This window comes from Mammaliicoccus sp. L-M44, from assembly GCF_022386355.1.
In the GTDB taxonomy this organism is placed as follows: domain Bacteria; phylum Bacillota; class Bacilli; order Staphylococcales; family Staphylococcaceae; genus Mammaliicoccus; species Mammaliicoccus sciuri_A.
The window spans coordinates 132,823-148,114 of the sequence record NZ_JAJNIU010000004.1; the positions used below are offsets into that span (position 1 = coordinate 132,823).

General features: G+C 31.6%; 17 protein-coding genes. 6 read left to right on the forward strand and 11 right to left on the reverse strand.

Translation table 11 applies throughout. The annotated features are described in order from the left end of the window. Positions 1-69: 69 nt before the first annotated feature. Genes LQ611_RS03545 through gabT form a run of 3 tightly spaced genes read right to left on the reverse strand, consistent with a single transcriptional unit; the run spans position 70 to position 4,121 of the window. A complete protein-coding gene (locus tag LQ611_RS03545; protein WP_107565887.1) occupies positions 70-1,449 on the reverse strand; it encodes an NAD-dependent succinate-semialdehyde dehydrogenase in 1,380 nt (459 codons plus the stop codon). Next, positions 1,412-2,803, reverse strand: a complete 1,392-nt coding sequence (locus LQ611_RS03550) for an APC family permease (protein ID WP_107591034.1) — start codon at positions 2,801-2,803, stop codon at positions 1,412-1,414. The genes LQ611_RS03545 and LQ611_RS03550 overlap by 38 nt, the downstream gene beginning before the upstream one ends. A gap of 31 nt (positions 2,804-2,834) precedes the next feature. Continuing rightward, entirely contained in the window at positions 2,835-4,121 is a 1,287-nt protein-coding gene (gene gabT, locus LQ611_RS03555; RefSeq protein ID WP_107591035.1) for a 4-aminobutyrate--2-oxoglutarate transaminase, read from the reverse strand. A 101-nt stretch (positions 4,122-4,222) separates the two neighbouring features. Here gabT and gabR point away from each other — a divergent pair, with 101 nt between their 5' ends. Beyond that, the gene (gabR, locus tag LQ611_RS03560) at positions 4,223-5,605 is read left to right on the forward strand and encodes a MocR-like transcriptional regulator GabR (RefSeq protein WP_107572869.1); all 1,383 of its coding nucleotides are present in this window, start codon (positions 4,223-4,225) and stop codon (positions 5,603-5,605) included. Positions 5,606-5,690: 85 nt separating this feature from the next. Here the strand turns inward: gabR and LQ611_RS03565 are convergent, their stop codons facing one another. The 3 genes from LQ611_RS03565 to LQ611_RS03575 all read right to left on the reverse strand — a co-directional run bounded on the left by LQ611_RS03565 (position 5,691) and on the right by LQ611_RS03575 (position 8,249). Next, a complete protein-coding gene (locus LQ611_RS03565; RefSeq protein WP_119489695.1) occupies positions 5,691-6,701 on the reverse strand; it encodes an aldose epimerase family protein in 1,011 nt (336 codons plus the stop codon). A gap of 62 nt (positions 6,702-6,763) precedes the next feature. After that, a complete protein-coding gene (gene lepB / locus LQ611_RS03570; protein WP_107591037.1) occupies positions 6,764-7,351 on the reverse strand; it encodes a signal peptidase I in 588 nt (195 codons plus the stop codon). Positions 7,352-7,373: 22 nt separating this feature from the next. After that, positions 7,374-8,249, reverse strand: a complete 876-nt coding sequence (locus LQ611_RS03575) for a helix-turn-helix transcriptional regulator (protein WP_119489699.1) — start codon at positions 8,247-8,249, stop codon at positions 7,374-7,376. A 134-nt stretch (positions 8,250-8,383) separates the two neighbouring features. Between LQ611_RS03575 and LQ611_RS03580 the strand changes: the two genes are divergently transcribed. Continuing rightward, positions 8,384-8,626, forward strand: coding sequence for a DUF3923 family protein (locus tag LQ611_RS03580; protein WP_058610966.1), 243 nt, complete (start codon positions 8,384-8,386; stop codon positions 8,624-8,626). Between the two features lie 88 nt (positions 8,627-8,714). Here LQ611_RS03580 and LQ611_RS03585 read toward each other — a convergent pair whose 3' ends face one another. Further along, complete coding sequence (locus tag LQ611_RS03585) at positions 8,715-8,876, reverse strand: hypothetical protein (RefSeq protein WP_158259030.1); 162 nt, start codon at positions 8,874-8,876, stop codon at positions 8,715-8,717. A 28-nt stretch (positions 8,877-8,904) separates the two neighbouring features. Continuing rightward, a complete protein-coding gene (locus LQ611_RS03590; protein ID WP_037590088.1) occupies positions 8,905-9,060 on the reverse strand; it encodes a hypothetical protein in 156 nt (51 codons plus the stop codon). Positions 9,061-9,290: 230 nt separating this feature from the next. Between LQ611_RS03590 and LQ611_RS03595 the strand changes: the two genes are divergently transcribed. Continuing rightward, a complete protein-coding gene (locus LQ611_RS03595; RefSeq protein WP_107590825.1) occupies positions 9,291-9,470 on the forward strand; it encodes a VraH family peptide resistance protein in 180 nt (59 codons plus the stop codon). A gap of 46 nt (positions 9,471-9,516) precedes the next feature. Here the strand turns inward: LQ611_RS03595 and LQ611_RS03600 are convergent, their stop codons facing one another. The 3 genes from LQ611_RS03600 to LQ611_RS03610 all read right to left on the reverse strand — a co-directional run bounded on the left by LQ611_RS03600 (position 9,517) and on the right by LQ611_RS03610 (position 12,039). Next, positions 9,517-10,125 carry a YIP1 family protein gene (locus LQ611_RS03600; RefSeq protein WP_158259029.1) on the reverse strand — a complete coding sequence of 203 codons (609 nt, stop codon included), beginning with the start codon at positions 10,123-10,125 and terminating at the stop codon, positions 9,517-9,519. 365 nt (positions 10,126-10,490) lie between these two features. Next, a complete protein-coding gene (locus LQ611_RS03605) occupies positions 10,491-11,273 on the reverse strand; it encodes an IS3 family transposase (RefSeq protein ID WP_107590827.1) in 783 nt (260 codons plus the stop codon). Between the two features lie 82 nt (positions 11,274-11,355). Further along, a complete protein-coding gene (locus LQ611_RS03610) occupies positions 11,356-12,039 on the reverse strand; it encodes a helix-turn-helix domain-containing protein (protein ID WP_107590828.1) in 684 nt (227 codons plus the stop codon). Positions 12,040-12,329: 290 nt separating this feature from the next. Between LQ611_RS03610 and LQ611_RS03615 the strand changes: the two genes are divergently transcribed. Genes LQ611_RS03615 through LQ611_RS03625 form a run of 3 tightly spaced genes read left to right on the forward strand, consistent with a single transcriptional unit; the run spans position 12,330 to position 15,270 of the window. Next, positions 12,330-13,421 carry an efflux RND transporter periplasmic adaptor subunit gene (locus LQ611_RS03615; RefSeq protein WP_107590829.1) on the forward strand — a complete coding sequence of 364 codons (1,092 nt, stop codon included), beginning with the start codon at positions 12,330-12,332 and terminating at the stop codon, positions 13,419-13,421. Next, entirely contained in the window at positions 13,418-14,098 is a 681-nt protein-coding gene (locus LQ611_RS03620) for an ABC transporter ATP-binding protein (RefSeq protein ID WP_107590830.1), read from the forward strand. The genes LQ611_RS03615 and LQ611_RS03620 overlap by 4 nt, the downstream gene beginning before the upstream one ends. Further along, positions 14,095-15,270 carry an ABC transporter permease gene (locus tag LQ611_RS03625; RefSeq protein ID WP_107590831.1) on the forward strand — a complete coding sequence of 392 codons (1,176 nt, stop codon included), beginning with the start codon at positions 14,095-14,097 and terminating at the stop codon, positions 15,268-15,270. Before LQ611_RS03620 ends, LQ611_RS03625 begins: the two co-directional genes overlap by 4 nt. The last annotated feature ends 22 nt before the right edge of the window (positions 15,271-15,292 follow it).

A 15,292-nucleotide genomic window follows, 5' to 3' on the forward strand; every position in this document is an offset into this window, starting at 1 on the left:
AAAATGTATTCTAGAAATAGAAACATATGAAAACCCCCTAAAAGTTGTCACTTTTAGGGGGTTCATTTCTTACATATTACCGATTGATAAATATTTAGTTTCTAAATAAGGTTCGATACCTTCGATACCGCCTTCACGACCATATCCACTTTCTTTAAACCCTCCAAATGGCGCATGCGCTGCTGATGGCGCACCATCATTCCAACCTATCACACCGAAATCAAGCTTCTTATAAATATCAAATCCTGTACGATAGTCATTCGTGAAGAAATAAGCTGCTAAACCATATTCGGTATCATTGGCAACTTTAATAACCTCTTCTAAATCTTCATATGCCATGACTGCTGCGATTGGTCCGAATGTTTCTTCGTGCATCACTTTCATTTCAAGATTAGCTTGTCTAATAACGACTGGCTTTAAGAAATTTCCACCTAATTTTAATTGTTCTAATGGTAATGACAATTCTCCACCATTTTGAACAGCATCTTCAATTTGGTCAATGACTTTATCTACAGCTTGTTGATTAATGAGAGGTCCCATTTCAACGCCTTCTTCTAAGCCATTTCCTACATTTAATGCATTTACTTTTTCAGTTAAACGTTCTGTATAAGCTTCTTCTATATCTTGATGTACATAAATTCTATTTGCGCTTATACAAGTTTGACCTGAATTTCTAAATTTAGTCGCGATTGTTTGATCAACTGCTAATTCAATATCTGCATCTTTATGAACAATAACTGGTGCTAATCCACCTAATTCCATCGTGACATTTTTAACTGTATTTGCAGAATCTTTTATTAAATGTTTACCGACTGGTGTAGATCCTGTGAATGTTATTTTCTGTATAATTGGACTTTCAGTAAATATTCTACCTGCGTCTTTACCACTTAATACAACATATTGAATGGCATCTTCAGGGATACCCGCTTCATGTGCCAATTCAACCATTCTTATCGTCGTTAATGGTGTTTCTAAAGCTGGTTTACAAACAATTGTACAACCTGCAGCTAATGCTGGCGCCATTTTTCTCGCAATCATTGCTGCTGGGAAATTCCAAGGTGTAATTGCACCAACAACTCCTACAGGAAACGGATCAGTAATAATCTTTTTACCTTTTTGATTAGCAGGTATTGTCTTACCATAAATACGTTTTGCTTCTTCTTGATACCATTGAATGTAACTATTCGCATAGGCAACTTCGCCTAATGCTTCTTTATAAGGTTTACCGTTCTCTAATGTAATTAATTCCGCTAATTCTTCTTTATGTTCATCAATTAATTGATACCATTTTAATAAAAGAGATGAACGTTCATGTGCGTCTTTTTCGCGCCATGATTCATATGCAACTTGTGCTTTATCAATTTGTTGAATAGCTTCTTCTTCAGAAGTATAAGGAATCGACTTAACGATTTCATTCGTTGCTGGATTGTATACTTTTAGCTGTTTCAAATACTTCATCCCCTTTTGATTTTGTTAAATATAAGACTGCTGCTATGCCATACCATACGAATACGATAATCCATTCATGTGGCCAAATAAGTGATGAAGGCATTCCTGGTAAATAAATTGCGATAAATGCAATACTTAAAATAACAGCAATCCAACCGACTACTTTACCACTTTTAATACGATATGGTCTTTCTAAGTTAGGTTCACTTTTTCTTAATTTTAAAAATGCACAAGCAACTAAGAAATAACCTAATACAACACCGATGCCACCAGCATCAACAATCCATACTAATGCAGGACGACCTAATAATGGTGCAACAAATGCTAATACACCAAGGAATATAATACCGTGTGTTGGTGTTTTGTATTTAGGGTGAATGTATGCAAACCACTTAGGAATCATATTATTTTTCGCCATCGCATATAAAATACGACTACCACCGATAATAAATGCATTCCAACTTGTGATAATACCAGCAATTCCACCTAATACGAGTAATATACCAAATCCACTTGATCCAAATAAATTCACCATTGCATCTGCTGTAGCTAATTCACTTGTATTTAATTGACTCGGTGTTAAACCTGTTGCAACACCAAACACAATTAATAAATAGAAGATAACAGATGCTATGATAGAGATAACTAAAATACCACCAATTTTTTTAGAAGGTGCTTTTACTTCTTCAGCTATTTGTGGAATAACATCGAACCCTACAAATAGGAATGGAATCATGATTAGCACAGACATTGTTCCGCCTACACCACCATTAAATAATGGTTTAAGATGTGTAAAGTCACCATTGAATCCTGCACCAAAGAATAATAATAAACCGACACCTACAATAAATATTGTAAATACAGTCTGCATAACTGCAGCTGGTTTAACGCCAAAGTAGTTTAATGACGTTAATATAACACTACCTATAGAACCGATAAGTACCCAAGTTAAGTAAACATCCCATCCAGCTAAATTCCATAATAAACCAGAATGTTCAAATGGTATGACATAATCTATAACAGTTGGCAATGCGACTGCTTCAAATGTAATGACAGATACATAGCCAAATAACACTGACCAACCAGATATAAATGCTACACCTGGACTAAATGCTTTCTTAACGAAGACAAATCCGCCACCTGTTTCAGGAATTGCAGAGGCAAGCTCTGCATATGTTAATCCAATAAAAATTACTAATAATCCACCAATTACAAATGCGATAATACTACCTAGAAATCCTGCTTTTGAAATCCATTCTCCCGAAAGAACAACCCAGCCCCATCCAAGCATGGCGCCAATCGCGAGAAATAATACGTCTGCTATATTCATTGATTTATTAAATTGAGAATTCATAATTATACCCCATTTTTATTAGTCAAATTTCTTAAAGACTAGATTCTAAGATTGATAATCCTTTGTTTAATTCTTGATCTGTAATGACTAATGGTGCTAAAAATCTAATCACATTTCCGTTAATACCAGCTGATAATAATAATAAACCATTTTCATTTGCTGCTTTAACAATTTGTGACGTTTTAACTTTATCAGGTGATTGCGTTTCTGGATCAATAATTTCCATTGCAACCATTGCGCCTAATCTACGAATATCTCTTATAAATGAATGTTCTAATTTAAATGCTTCTAATCTTGATTGAATCGTTGCACCAAGTTGTTCAGCTTTAGCATTTAAGTTTTCTTCTTCAATAATTTCAATTACTTTTAATGCTGCTTCACATGCAAGTGGATTTCCTGCATATGTACCACCAATTTCGCCTGGATTTGGGCTGTCGATAATTTCACTACGTCCTACAACCCCACTTAATGGGAATCCTGCTGCTAGAGATTTTGATACAGTCATTAAATCTGGTATAACATCAAAATGCTCAATTGCAAATGTCTTACCAGTACGTGCAAAGCCTGTTTGAATTTCATCTGCAATAAATACGATGCCATGTTCTTCACAAATGTCTTTTAATGCATGAATAAATTTCTTATCTGGAATGATAAATCCACCTTCACCTTGTACTGGCTCAATCACAACACATGCCACTTCTGAAGGATCCACTGTTGCGATAAAGAAATTCTTCAAATCTTTAATGACTGAATCTATGTATGCCTCATCACTTAATCCTTCAGGTTTGTCTGCTAAATAAGGATATGGTGCTTGATATACTTCTGGTGCAAATGGGCCAAACCCAGATTTGTATGGTCTTACTTTACTTGTCATAGACATTGTTAAATTTGTTCTACCATGGAAGCCTCTAATAAATGATACAACTTGCTGTCTACCTGTATATTTTCTAGCGATTTTCACAGCGTTTTCTACTGCTTCTGCACCAGAATTTAGTAATACTGTTTTCTTTTTATGGTCACCTGGTGTAATTTCTGCTAATTTCTCTGCTAATTTAATATAACTTTCATACATAATCACATTGAAACCAGGTAAAATAAATCTTTCAAGCTCGTTTTTTAAATGTTCAGTTATTTTAGGATGTGAATGACCAACGTTTAACGTTCCGATTGCTCCTGCAAAGTCAATCCACTCTTTACCGTCTTTATCTGTAACTGTTGCCCCTTTTGCAAAATCAGCAATATGTGTATTACCATTACTGACACCTCTTGCTACATATTCGTTACGTAAAGATTCTAATTGTTCTTGAGTCTTACCCATCAAAATCCCTCCTATTGTTTATTTAGTACATATTAAAAAAAGATTGGTATAATGAAAAGTACCAGTTTTTAATTTTTAATAGTACCAGAGGGGCGAACTATATGACTCAAACTTACAAATATAGAGAAATTTATCTCAAATTAAAACAAGATATACTCTCTCAGAAATATAACAGTCACGAAAAATTACCATCTAAAAGACAACTTTCAATTGATCAAAATGTCAGTATTAACACTGTTAAGAATGCTTATGAACAACTTTTCGCTGAGGGTTATATTTACACAAAGGAAAGACAAGGTTACTTTGTTGAAGCATTAAATAAGTTAATCATTCAAGATCAACATATTACGCAACCTTTAAACAATAACCCAACTCAAATTAAATCTTCATATCGTTATTCTTTATCGCATATGACAACCGACATCTCACAATTTCCAATAGACTTATGGTCAAAATATGTGAAAGAAGCTTTTCACCTTTTCAAACATGAAATGTCAGAAATCCCTGTATATAAAGGTCCGCTTGAGCTAAGAAAATCAATAGCTCAATTGATTTCATACAAAAGAGGTGTCGTCTGTTACCCTGAACAAATCATTGTCGGATCAGGTACAGCGAACTTATTGAGCAGCTTATTCAAAGCATTTTCAAATAATCAAAAAATTGCTATCGAAAATCCTGGGTATTCACGAATGAGAAAGCTATTTATCGGCATGGGACAGGATGTCGTTAATATTCCACTCGACAACAAAGGGTTATCTGTTGAACATGTGAAACAGGCAAAGCCTGATTTTGTCGTGACAACACCTTCACATCAATTTCCAACAGGCACGATTATGCCAATTTCAAGAAGAATTGAATTACTCAACTGGGTAACTGAACATAATAAATATATTATAGAAGACGATTATGACAGTGAATATAAATATGGTACAGACAATATTCCTTCATTATATAGTTTAGATAAGAATGAACGTGTCATATATTTGGGTACATTCGCGAAGACATTAATGCCAAGTTTGAGAATAAGCTATATGGTCTTACCATATCCACTCTTATATAAATTCGATGCGATAACAGATACATCCATTACAGATTTAAGCTTAATAAATGCTTACGCGCTACATTTGTTTATTAAATCTGGAAACTATGAGAAGTATATTCGTAAGATGCATCATACTTATACTGAAAAGAGAGAGCTTTTTCTAAAAGTATTAAAAAAAGCATTTAAAGAAGACGTCTCAATTTACGACATGGAGGCAGGACTTCATTTTCTAATTAATATTAAGACAGATTTAAGGTATCAAGATATTGAACAGAAGGCGCATGACCACGATATAGAATTATATACGATTAGACGTTTCATGGCTGATGAACCTGAAAATACACCCTTTAAGACACTCATTATTGGGTTTGCGAAAATAAATCGAGAAGATATCGAACCTGCTATTTTAAAATTAAAAGACATTATTTATGAAAGTCATTGATAAACAAGACATAAAAAATACTTTCATAACCAACGCTTCTAAACAAGGTTGGTTATGAAAGTATGATTGTATTCTATTATATATACTATTTCTTATAATTGATTTGATAACTTGTGACACTATTAAATGTGTCGCCATTTCTTAAAATTGATGGTGCTGTTTCATTTAATAAATTAATATCATTAGGTAATGATTGCGTTTCTAATGTAAAGCCACTATGTACATTAATAGAGTCTTGATGATCATTCCAATCTACTTCGTTCAATGTAAAGATGACCACTTCATTCTGATCAGTCGTCATTTCAAGTTCCAATTCATCATTTGACACTTTGAAAGTGCCATCTTCTAATGTCACTGGATGATCAATACCATTAAATTGATTGATTTGTTGTAATCCACTTTCAAATATATCTTTAAAAGTTATACTATCTTTCCCAATTTCTACATTAATATTGTCTGTATCTAGAGATTCTACAATTTGATTATCCTTAAGCGGATAGAATTGAACGTTATGATGAAGTTGATGATTTTCAATAGATGCATTTGTATCATTCAAATTAAAATATACATGATTCATCGGATTCAATAAAGTATCTTCAGTACTCGTTGCTTCATATATAATTGTCCATTTCAAATTTGTTAAATCATATTGATGTGTTACGGTCATGTTAATATCACCTGGGAAATGATCAACTGAATGTTTCAATTCTACATGATATACAATGCGGACAATATCATCTTCATTAACAATGTCATAATCACACACTTGAGTATATAAACCATTAGAACCACCATGTAAATTATGAACACCATCATTTTGTTCAAGCTGATAGGACTCACCATTTAATACAAACTGACCATCTTCAATTCTGCCACCATATCTTGCAACGGTCGCACCAAAGAAATAAGGATTTTGCTCATAATATTCTATTAAATCATCGCTTTCAGTCGGACCAAGGATAACGGATCTACCATCAATTTTCCAATCGACAATCCGCAAACCAAAATTCGTAAATTGAATCTTTGAACGCTCATCATAGAGTGTAATCAAATCTATATTCTTCTCTTTATCTAAAGTCTCAATCTCAAATGACATTAGCCTCATCCTATTCTATAAAGTCTTCATGCAGTTAATTAAAGTTTAGCATATTGTTCCAATCAATTCTCATTTACTTGATCAAACGAATCAGCGTAAAAGTCATTTTTCATATTATTCGTTGGTAAAATTCTTAATTTAGCTTTCCCTACAATTTGTTCGTCGGTAATGAGTCCAACATCTTGGCGACTATCATTACTATTCAAACGATTATCACCGAGGACTAAATATTTACCTTCTGGAATTACTTTTTCACCATCAGAATTTTTTGTATCTGAAACATCAAAGTTTTCCGTTAAATACTCCGTGAATTTATGTTTCTTATTAAAATCTAAATAAGGTTCTGCAACTTTTTCGTGATTGATATATAATTGATCATTCTTATAACTGACAGTGTCACCAGGTACACCTATTAATCTCTTAATATAATCCTTTTCTTCATTCGCATGAAAAATAATCACATCACCTCTATCAATCGTACCAAGCGTTTTCGAAATTTTACTAACAATCAAATTGTCTTTATCATTAAACGTAGGATACATAGACTGTCCATGCACCTCATATCTACTAAATAAAAAAGTCGTAATAAGCCACGCCACAACAATAGCAACAACGATAGACGCAACCCATTCCATTAAATTCTTAACCACTATAACCCTCCTCAAACTCATATTAATCTTCAAAACTTAAATTGATTGGTTCATCTAATAAATTTCTCTCCATGGACATATTTGTAGAAGGTATATTTAGATCTACATTTGTAAATTTAATATTATCAATCCAAACTTTTCCAGAGCCATTTAATAAAATGCCCATAGAAATCACTTCACTTTGTTCGGGGATATCTAATACTACAGAGTAAATATTCCAACTATTTGTACCTTTAATTTGTCTATTCGACATATTATCGAATTGCAAAATATTTTCATATTTATCATCTACTCTCATCCACAAGCCAGTAGATTCAATAACTTTATCTGTTTTAATAAATGCTGATAATTTCATTCGTTTATTAAGATACTTCTTAGCATTGAACTGTTGCATCATAGTAGCAAAGCCATTATTTTTCTTATTATTTCTTGATTCTAACCTTGCTGAAACTTTCCCTTGATAAACAACTTCATCATCAATACTCATTACATAATCATCTGGATTACTACCACTTAGAAACCAACCATTAATATCATTTTTCATATTATATTTTCCTCCTTTTATTTTTACATCTTTCATTATTTTTCTGTATTGTCCAGGAGGTAATCCATAATATTTTTTAAATGCTCTAGTAAAAGCTTCTTGAGATTCAAATCGATAATACATAGCTATATCTATAATTTTATACTTTGAATTTAATAACATTTGAGCTGACTGAGTAATTCTTCTTTTCCTAATATAATTTGTAAATGAAACTCCAGTATATGCTAAGAATATTCTATGGAAATGATATTTTGAAAAGCCAGCAATATTCGTTATATCTTTAGTAGTTATATCTTCTTGTAAATTGTCTTCTATCCAGAATATAGTTTTTTGAATAATATCATCATATTTCAATATGAATCACCGCCTAAATATATGATAACAATTTAAATATATAAAAATTTGATTCATATTGCTAATATACTAAACGAATGATAATGTAATATATAATATTATATTCTATAAATATACTGAAAAGAGGCATTCTCATGAAAGTATCTTGGATATTGTGGTGGATATTAACAATCATTGAAGTCGGTGCATTTTTAACGTTCTCAATCTTTTTATGGTTTAGAGAAGTCGATGCCACTGGAGCTGTGCAAACAACAGAATTAAAATGGTTCTCTATAGGTATCATGGCAACACTTTTTATAATTCCATTCTTAACACAACTCGTATGGTTAATCGTCAATATCATCACTTCTAAAAAGTTAAAAGCTCAAAATATGTAAATATAAAATAACGATACACTCCGACACTTTTCACTTAAATAAGAGATAAAGTTATAGAGTGTATCGTTTATTTTTTAAAAGAGCCACCTCAATTTATGACCCTTTTTACTACTTTATATGCAGCAATTATAAAGAGAAATATTGAAACTCCCCATAATACAGCAGATAAGTTGGTTAAACTTCCTTCTAAATTAGTTGCGATAACTGGAAGTATACCTGCTATTAATATTAATAAAATAATTTGTTTCATAAAGATTCACCCTTTAGTACACTATTCTTTATTTTGGCCATCCTAAATAAATAGCAAAGATAATAAGAACCGCACCAACAACTATAGATCCTTTATAAATATTATGTTCTTTTCTACGTTTTATACCAACTACTACAATAACTAAACCTAATATAAATGAAAGTAACATTATATAAAAACCCATGTGACATACCTCTTTCGTTGATAATATTATTTTAAAGACTCAAAAACTTATGATATTCATAATATATTTCTTTACAATATAAATATAACATTTTATATATATTTATGGTAATCATATATATTAAAGAGATGAAAATGACTTCTGTTTTACCAGTAATTATATGAGATGGTATAATATGAAATGAATAATTTCACATAAATTATAGATAAAATATCAATGGAGGGTTAAACATGAAAGTAAAAGAATTACTTCAGAAAAGTTTCAACGATTTACTTGAGTTAGAATTAACAGGTTATAATATCGCAGTTGTACTCCTTGCGGTTGTTATCTTAAGCGTCCTAATCACACCTTTATTTGGAATTCCTGTCGGACTTTTAGGTGGCGCGTATTACTTGAAAAACTATAAATAATATTTAAAGCCCGTTTTGTTGAAAACGGGCTTTATTAATCAATTCCTTATATACTTGCTTGAATTAAACCTAGTCCAATTACAACAACAAGATAAATCACAGTCCATATTACTGCTGTCTTTCCTTTAAATCTACTTGTTGCATATAATACAACTCCAAATAAATATGCTGCTAATAATGTTGATAAATCAAATACACCAAGATAGTCATTACTTTGACTAAATACTGCCAAACTTGTAATAGAATGTTTAACTGGATCTAAACCTACAATTGCTATAATAGCTATAACGATGAGATTGAAGATTGTTGTAATTAATTTTACAAATGTTGCAGCTGCAAATAAACTTGAAGCTTTCACATCAGATTTCATAATTTTTGAGATAATAAGAAAAATTAGAAATGAAAAAGCAACGCCTATAATTGGTGCTAAAATACCACCTATGTATGCAAATACTGTAGTAAATGTAGACATTTGATCAATTTCTGTTTCACTTAATCCAGCTTCTTTTAAATCAGCAGTAAGATCATTTGTTATTGAAGTAATCCATATTGAAGCAACTGATAAAATAATGACCAAAATCATATTTAACAACCATTTAGGTCGTTCTCTATAGTTGTTTAAAGTTGGTGCAAATAATAAATTTGAATGTTTCATCACTATACTCCTTTGCTTTTTGTATAATTTAAGGTTAACATTCATAAATCATTAATAAAATAGTTAATTATATAATTAATATTCTTAAATTTTATAACCTTTATTTAATTTTTGCATAGAATATGATATTCATGTACTTCTTAAAGAACTATGGAAATTAAAGATTCATATAATCACTCAACATAAATAGACAAAATATACCAAATTATGCTATTATGTAAATGAAAAAGGCAACGTGCTGTAACACGTTGCCTGTGAGCCCGTTAAAAAGACGGTGGATTTTTGATTAGGTTAAAAATAACCATCTAAACCTCCAAAGTAAACCACTCCCGTCAAGGTGGACAACTTAAAAACAAAAACTTTAATTAAGATACGTTCCGATATTCATTTGGTGTTAATCCATCAAATTTTGGAACGTATCTTTTATTCATATAAAAATCTATATATTTGCTGATTCCTGTTTCAAGATCTTCATATGTACTGAATTGATTTCTATAGTAATATTCTGATTTCAACGTGCCCCAAAAAGCTTCTATCGGTTGGTTATCTAAACAACTTCCTGCATTTGACATGCTAATTTTCACATTATTTGTATCTAAATATTTCTTGTAATGCTTAGAAGTATATTGAAAACCTCGATCACTATGTATAACTGTATTAGATACATCGTTATTTTGTAAGGCTAATCTTAATGTGTCCATAACGAGTTTTAAATCATTACGTTTACTTACTTTATAAGCCACTATACTTAAATCGTACCGATCAATTATAGCGCTAATATACGCTTTTTGACCTTTTCCATAATTTAAATAACTAATATCAGTAAACCATTTTTGATTAGGCTTTTTAGCTTCAAAGTTTCTATTTAATATATTTTCAGCTGTAAAATGTGGTTTGACTCTAATCCAATTAGGACGCTTTTTCCTGATTTGTGCTTGTAAACCAAGAATTCTCATAATCCTTCTAATACATTTTATATTAATATTTAGATTACATTCTCTTCTTAAAGCATAGTGTATTCTTACCACACCGAAGGTTTCTTTTGATTCCTCAAATATACGTTTAATTTCTTTCGCAATTAACTTAGAACGTTTTTCATTATTAGAAACTTCTTTATTACACCACTTATAATAGCCACTACGGCTCACTTCTAGACGCTTAACATTTTGATACTATAATTTCGTTCTCTATTGAGCTCAAATATCATTTGATATAAATGTTCTTTATGACCTAGTGAAAATGATTGTTTCGATACTTGAACTCTTGCCACTTTTTTACGATCGCTTTATCCATTTCTAAGTATTCTATTCTTGTTTTTAACTTTTTGTTTTCTAATTTTATTAGTTCTATTTCTGATAATTCTTGCTGCTTGTTTTTCCCACGTTTATCTTTTAATCCATCTATACCATTCTCTTTATACTTCCTAACCCAGTTATATATTTGTTGGTAAGAAACACCATATTCCTCGGAAGCTTCTTGATAGTTATAATTTTTAGCTATAGTATTTTCAGTGATTTCAATACGTTCAGATAAAGTTGTTTTTCTCGATTTGCTCATAGTGGAAAAGCCTTTCCCTGTGTGCTTGTTAGATTTTCCTTTATTATAATTCTTTACCCAAAACTTTAAAACTGCTATAGAACTAATGTCATACTTTTTCACAACTTTATATGGTGGAATATTTTTCTCTAAAATATCTTCTATTGCCATTGCTTTTAGTTCAGAAGTATATTTAGTTCTTTTACCAAGCGGTTTTAGTCCTTCTTCACCATATGCTTTATATCTTCTTACCCATTCTTGTAATGTAGCACTAGAAACCCCATGGGTTTTTGCTGCACTGTATCTTGTTAGATTACCACCAATTATATCTTCTACTAATTTAATACGTTCTTCTAAAGGCATTTTATTTATAGTCATAAAAATACACTCCTCTAATATAGTCCACTTTTTATATTTAAAGTGTCTGCTTTTAGGGGAGTGTATCAAAGTTAGCGATGGTTATTTTTTTGTGCTTTTTTATGGATATTTTTAATTTTATGCTCTAAAACTCATGTTTGATTCCACTATTGTTTGTGAATTACATAAAAACTCATGAATAATTAATTACAAATTTAATATTCTTAAATCTCATAAGTATTATTTTTTATTGTTCCTAACTGTGATAACATTTCCCATGTGAGAATAAAAATATATAGGAGTGGAATAAGTTGAAGCGTAAATTATTTTGGATAATAGGGATTATCGTTATCATTTTGTTAGTTGTTGTTGCCCTTATTGTAAAACAAACGACAAATGACACAGACGATAAAAAAGACGGTTATGATACATATAAAGTTAAAAATGAATCTCCTTTAAGTATTTCTGGTAAGGCTGCACCTACAAAAATTAAAACTTATAACAATAATGATCAGTTAGGTGAATTTGTGAGTACAGTTGTTGAAGATGGTCAATCTGTTAAACAAGGTGATCAATTGATTAACTATAATGTGAATGATCAAAAACGCCAAGATTTACAAGATAAAGTAAATGCTGCACAAAACAAAGTGGATCAAGACTACCAAAATATTAATCAGCAACCGAACAATAATGATTTACAAAACACTTTATCTAAAGATTTAAATACATTAAATGATGCTAATAAACAATTATCGCAGTACGATCGTCAAGTGAACGAAAGTATGTATGCATCTTTTGATGGTAAAGTTGAAATGGAGAATGATACTGACGCTAACAGTGGTGAAGCGATATTAAAATTAGTTGCGAAAGAACCTCAAATCAAAACTTCTGTTTCAGAATTTGATATTAATAAAATTAAGGTTGGCGATGCAGTTAATGTAACTGTGAACAGTACTGGTGAAGAAGGTAAAGGGAAAGTGACAAAGATTTCTGAATTACCTACAAGTTATGATGATAGTAACCAAAGTGAATCGATGAATACTGCTGATCCAGAAAGTGAAACAACGCAGACATCTAATCCTGTTTCTAATAATCCAAGTGTTGGAAAAGGTAATTCTAAATACCAAGTAACGATTGGTAAATTAGACATTTCTGTTCGTAGTGGTTTCTCAACTGAAGGCGAGATTCCTTTAGATACGATTAAATTACCTAAGTCTGTATTAACAAAAGGTAACCATGTATTTGTTGTCGATAAAAATCATAAAGTTCATAAACGACATATTAATATTAAACGACAAAATGGTGAAATATATGTTGAGAAAGGACTTAAATCTGGAGATAAACTGATCATTTCACCTAAGAAAACATTAAATAATGGTGAAAAGGTTGAGATAGCATCATGATTAATTTAGTTAATGTGAATCGACACTTTAAAAACGGAGAAGAAACAAATCATATATTGAAAAATATTAATATATCTATTGATACAGGTGAATTTATCGCGATTATGGGCCCTTCAGGTTCTGGGAAAAGTACATTGATTAATATTTTAGGATTTATAGATAGAGGATACACAGGTGAATATCTGTTTGATAATGAGAATTATCAACAAGTTTCAGATAATAAACTTGCCTTTATTAGAAATAAAACAGTCGGTTTTGTCTTTCAAAATTTTAAATTGATACAAAATAATACGATTATGGAGAATGTTAGTATCCCCCTATTATATTCAGGTATGTCTTCAAAAGAACGTAAACAACGTGTTGAATCTGTCTTAAAAGACGTTGGAATAGCAGATAAAAAACATCTTGTACCGAATAAGTTATCGGGTGGTCAACAACAACGTGTTGCCATCGCGCGCTCGATTGTCAATAAACCTAAATTCATTATTGCTGATGAACCAACAGGTGCACTTGATTCTCAAACTTCTAAAGATATTATGGATTTATTTGTGCGACTTAATCGCGAACAAAATACAACCATGATTATCGTTACACATGATCGTAAAGTAGCTGAACAAGCTGATCGCGTGATACACATATTAGATGGCCGTGTTCAGCGAGAAGAGGTGATAGAATGAAGAACTTACCGAATATCATATCAGTCTCTCTCAAATCTATCATGAAGAATAAACGCCGTAACATCTTTACGATGATTGGTATTATTATCGGTATAGCTGCCGTCATTACTATTATGTCTTTAGGTAATGGATTTAAAAAGACGGCATCTGATGAATTTGCAGATACGGGTGCGAGTAAAGGACAAGCTATGATTAGCTTCATGCCTGAAAATATGGAAGGCTCTAAAGAAAATCCATTCGACAAACAAGATATTGATCTCGTCAAACAAATAGACGGTGTCACAGACGCTAAAATTATAGAAGATGACAGTCAAAGTTATGGGGCAAAAATGACCAATTCACAAAAGCAATCTGACATCAATATCTTTAAGAAAGACCATGTCGACAATGCATCTGAAGGTAAAGGATTCACGCAATCAGATAATGAATTGAAAGAAAAAGTCGTCACAATCGATCAAACGATCGCTAAAAAAGCGTTCAAAGGTGACGCGATTGGTAAGACGTTATTTATAGATGACCAAGGATTTAAAATTGTAGGAATCGTCAATAATCCTATGTATGAAAATACAGTGAATATGCCTAGCGAAACATTCAATCGATATATGGACGACTTAAGTCAGGAACTTCCACAGCTTGAATTAAAAGTAGATAACGATGATAACAAAAAAGAAATTGCTAATAAGGCAGCTAAGCTCTTAAATAAAAGAGGTTCAGGTATGAGCGAAGGTAGTTATCAGTATTCAGATATGGAAGAAATCATGAAAAGTATCACGCAAGTATTCGATGCGATTACGTACTTTGTTGCAGCAGTAGCAGGTATTTCATTATTCATTGCGGGTATAGGTGTGATGAACGTTATGTATATTTCAGTCGCTGAACGTACAGAAGAAATTGCGATAAGACGTGCTTTTGGAGCTAAAGGTCGAGACATTGAAATACAATTCTTAATAGAAAGTATCGTGCTATGTCTGATCGGTGGCATTATCGGATTAATCATAGGTATCTTGATTTCTAAACTTGTAGAAGCCGTTACGCCTGATATGGTTCAAAGTGTTGTGAGTCTAGGTTCTATTTTACTTGCTGTCGGCGTTTCAACATTAATTGGTATTGTATTTGGTTGGATACCGGCAAGGTCAGCATCTAAGAAAGAACTAATAGATATAATTAAATAGTTTAAATATAATTTAACCGCCA

Excerpts from the sequence above, each read along its gene's own strand:
- LQ611_RS03595 (WP_107590825.1), top strand. The coding sequence starts at position 9,291 with ATGAAAGTAAAAGAATTACTTCAGAAAAGTTTCAACGATTTACTTGAG.
- LQ611_RS03610 (WP_107590828.1), bottom strand. The coding sequence starts at position 12,039 with ATGACTATAAATAAAATGCCTTTAGAAGAACGTATTAAATTAGTAGAA.
- LQ611_RS03620 (WP_107590830.1), top strand. The coding sequence starts at position 13,418 with ATGATTAATTTAGTTAATGTGAATCGACACTTTAAAAACGGAGAAGAA.
- gabT (WP_107591035.1), bottom strand. The coding sequence starts at position 4,121 with ATGGGTAAGACTCAAGAACAATTAGAATCTTTACGTAACGAATATGTA.
- LQ611_RS03550 (WP_107591034.1), bottom strand. The coding sequence starts at position 2,803 with ATGAATTCTCAATTTAATAAATCAATGAATATAGCAGACGTATTATTT.
- LQ611_RS03625 (WP_107590831.1), top strand. The coding sequence starts at position 14,095 with ATGAAGAACTTACCGAATATCATATCAGTCTCTCTCAAATCTATCATG.
- LQ611_RS03585 (WP_158259030.1), bottom strand. The coding sequence starts at position 8,876 with ATGAAACAAATTATTTTATTAATATTAATAGCAGGTATACTTCCAGTT.
- gabR (WP_107572869.1), top strand. The coding sequence starts at position 4,223 with ATGACTCAAACTTACAAATATAGAGAAATTTATCTCAAATTAAAACAA.
- LQ611_RS03590 (WP_037590088.1), bottom strand. The coding sequence starts at position 9,060 with ATGGGTTTTTATATAATGTTACTTTCATTTATATTAGGTTTAGTTATT.
- LQ611_RS03580 (WP_058610966.1), top strand. The coding sequence starts at position 8,384 with ATGAAAGTATCTTGGATATTGTGGTGGATATTAACAATCATTGAAGTC.
- LQ611_RS03600 (WP_158259029.1), bottom strand. The coding sequence starts at position 10,125 with ATGAAACATTCAAATTTATTATTTGCACCAACTTTAAACAACTATAGA.
- LQ611_RS03565 (WP_119489695.1), bottom strand. The coding sequence starts at position 6,701 with ATGTCATTTGAGATTGAGACTTTAGATAAAGAGAAGAATATAGATTTG.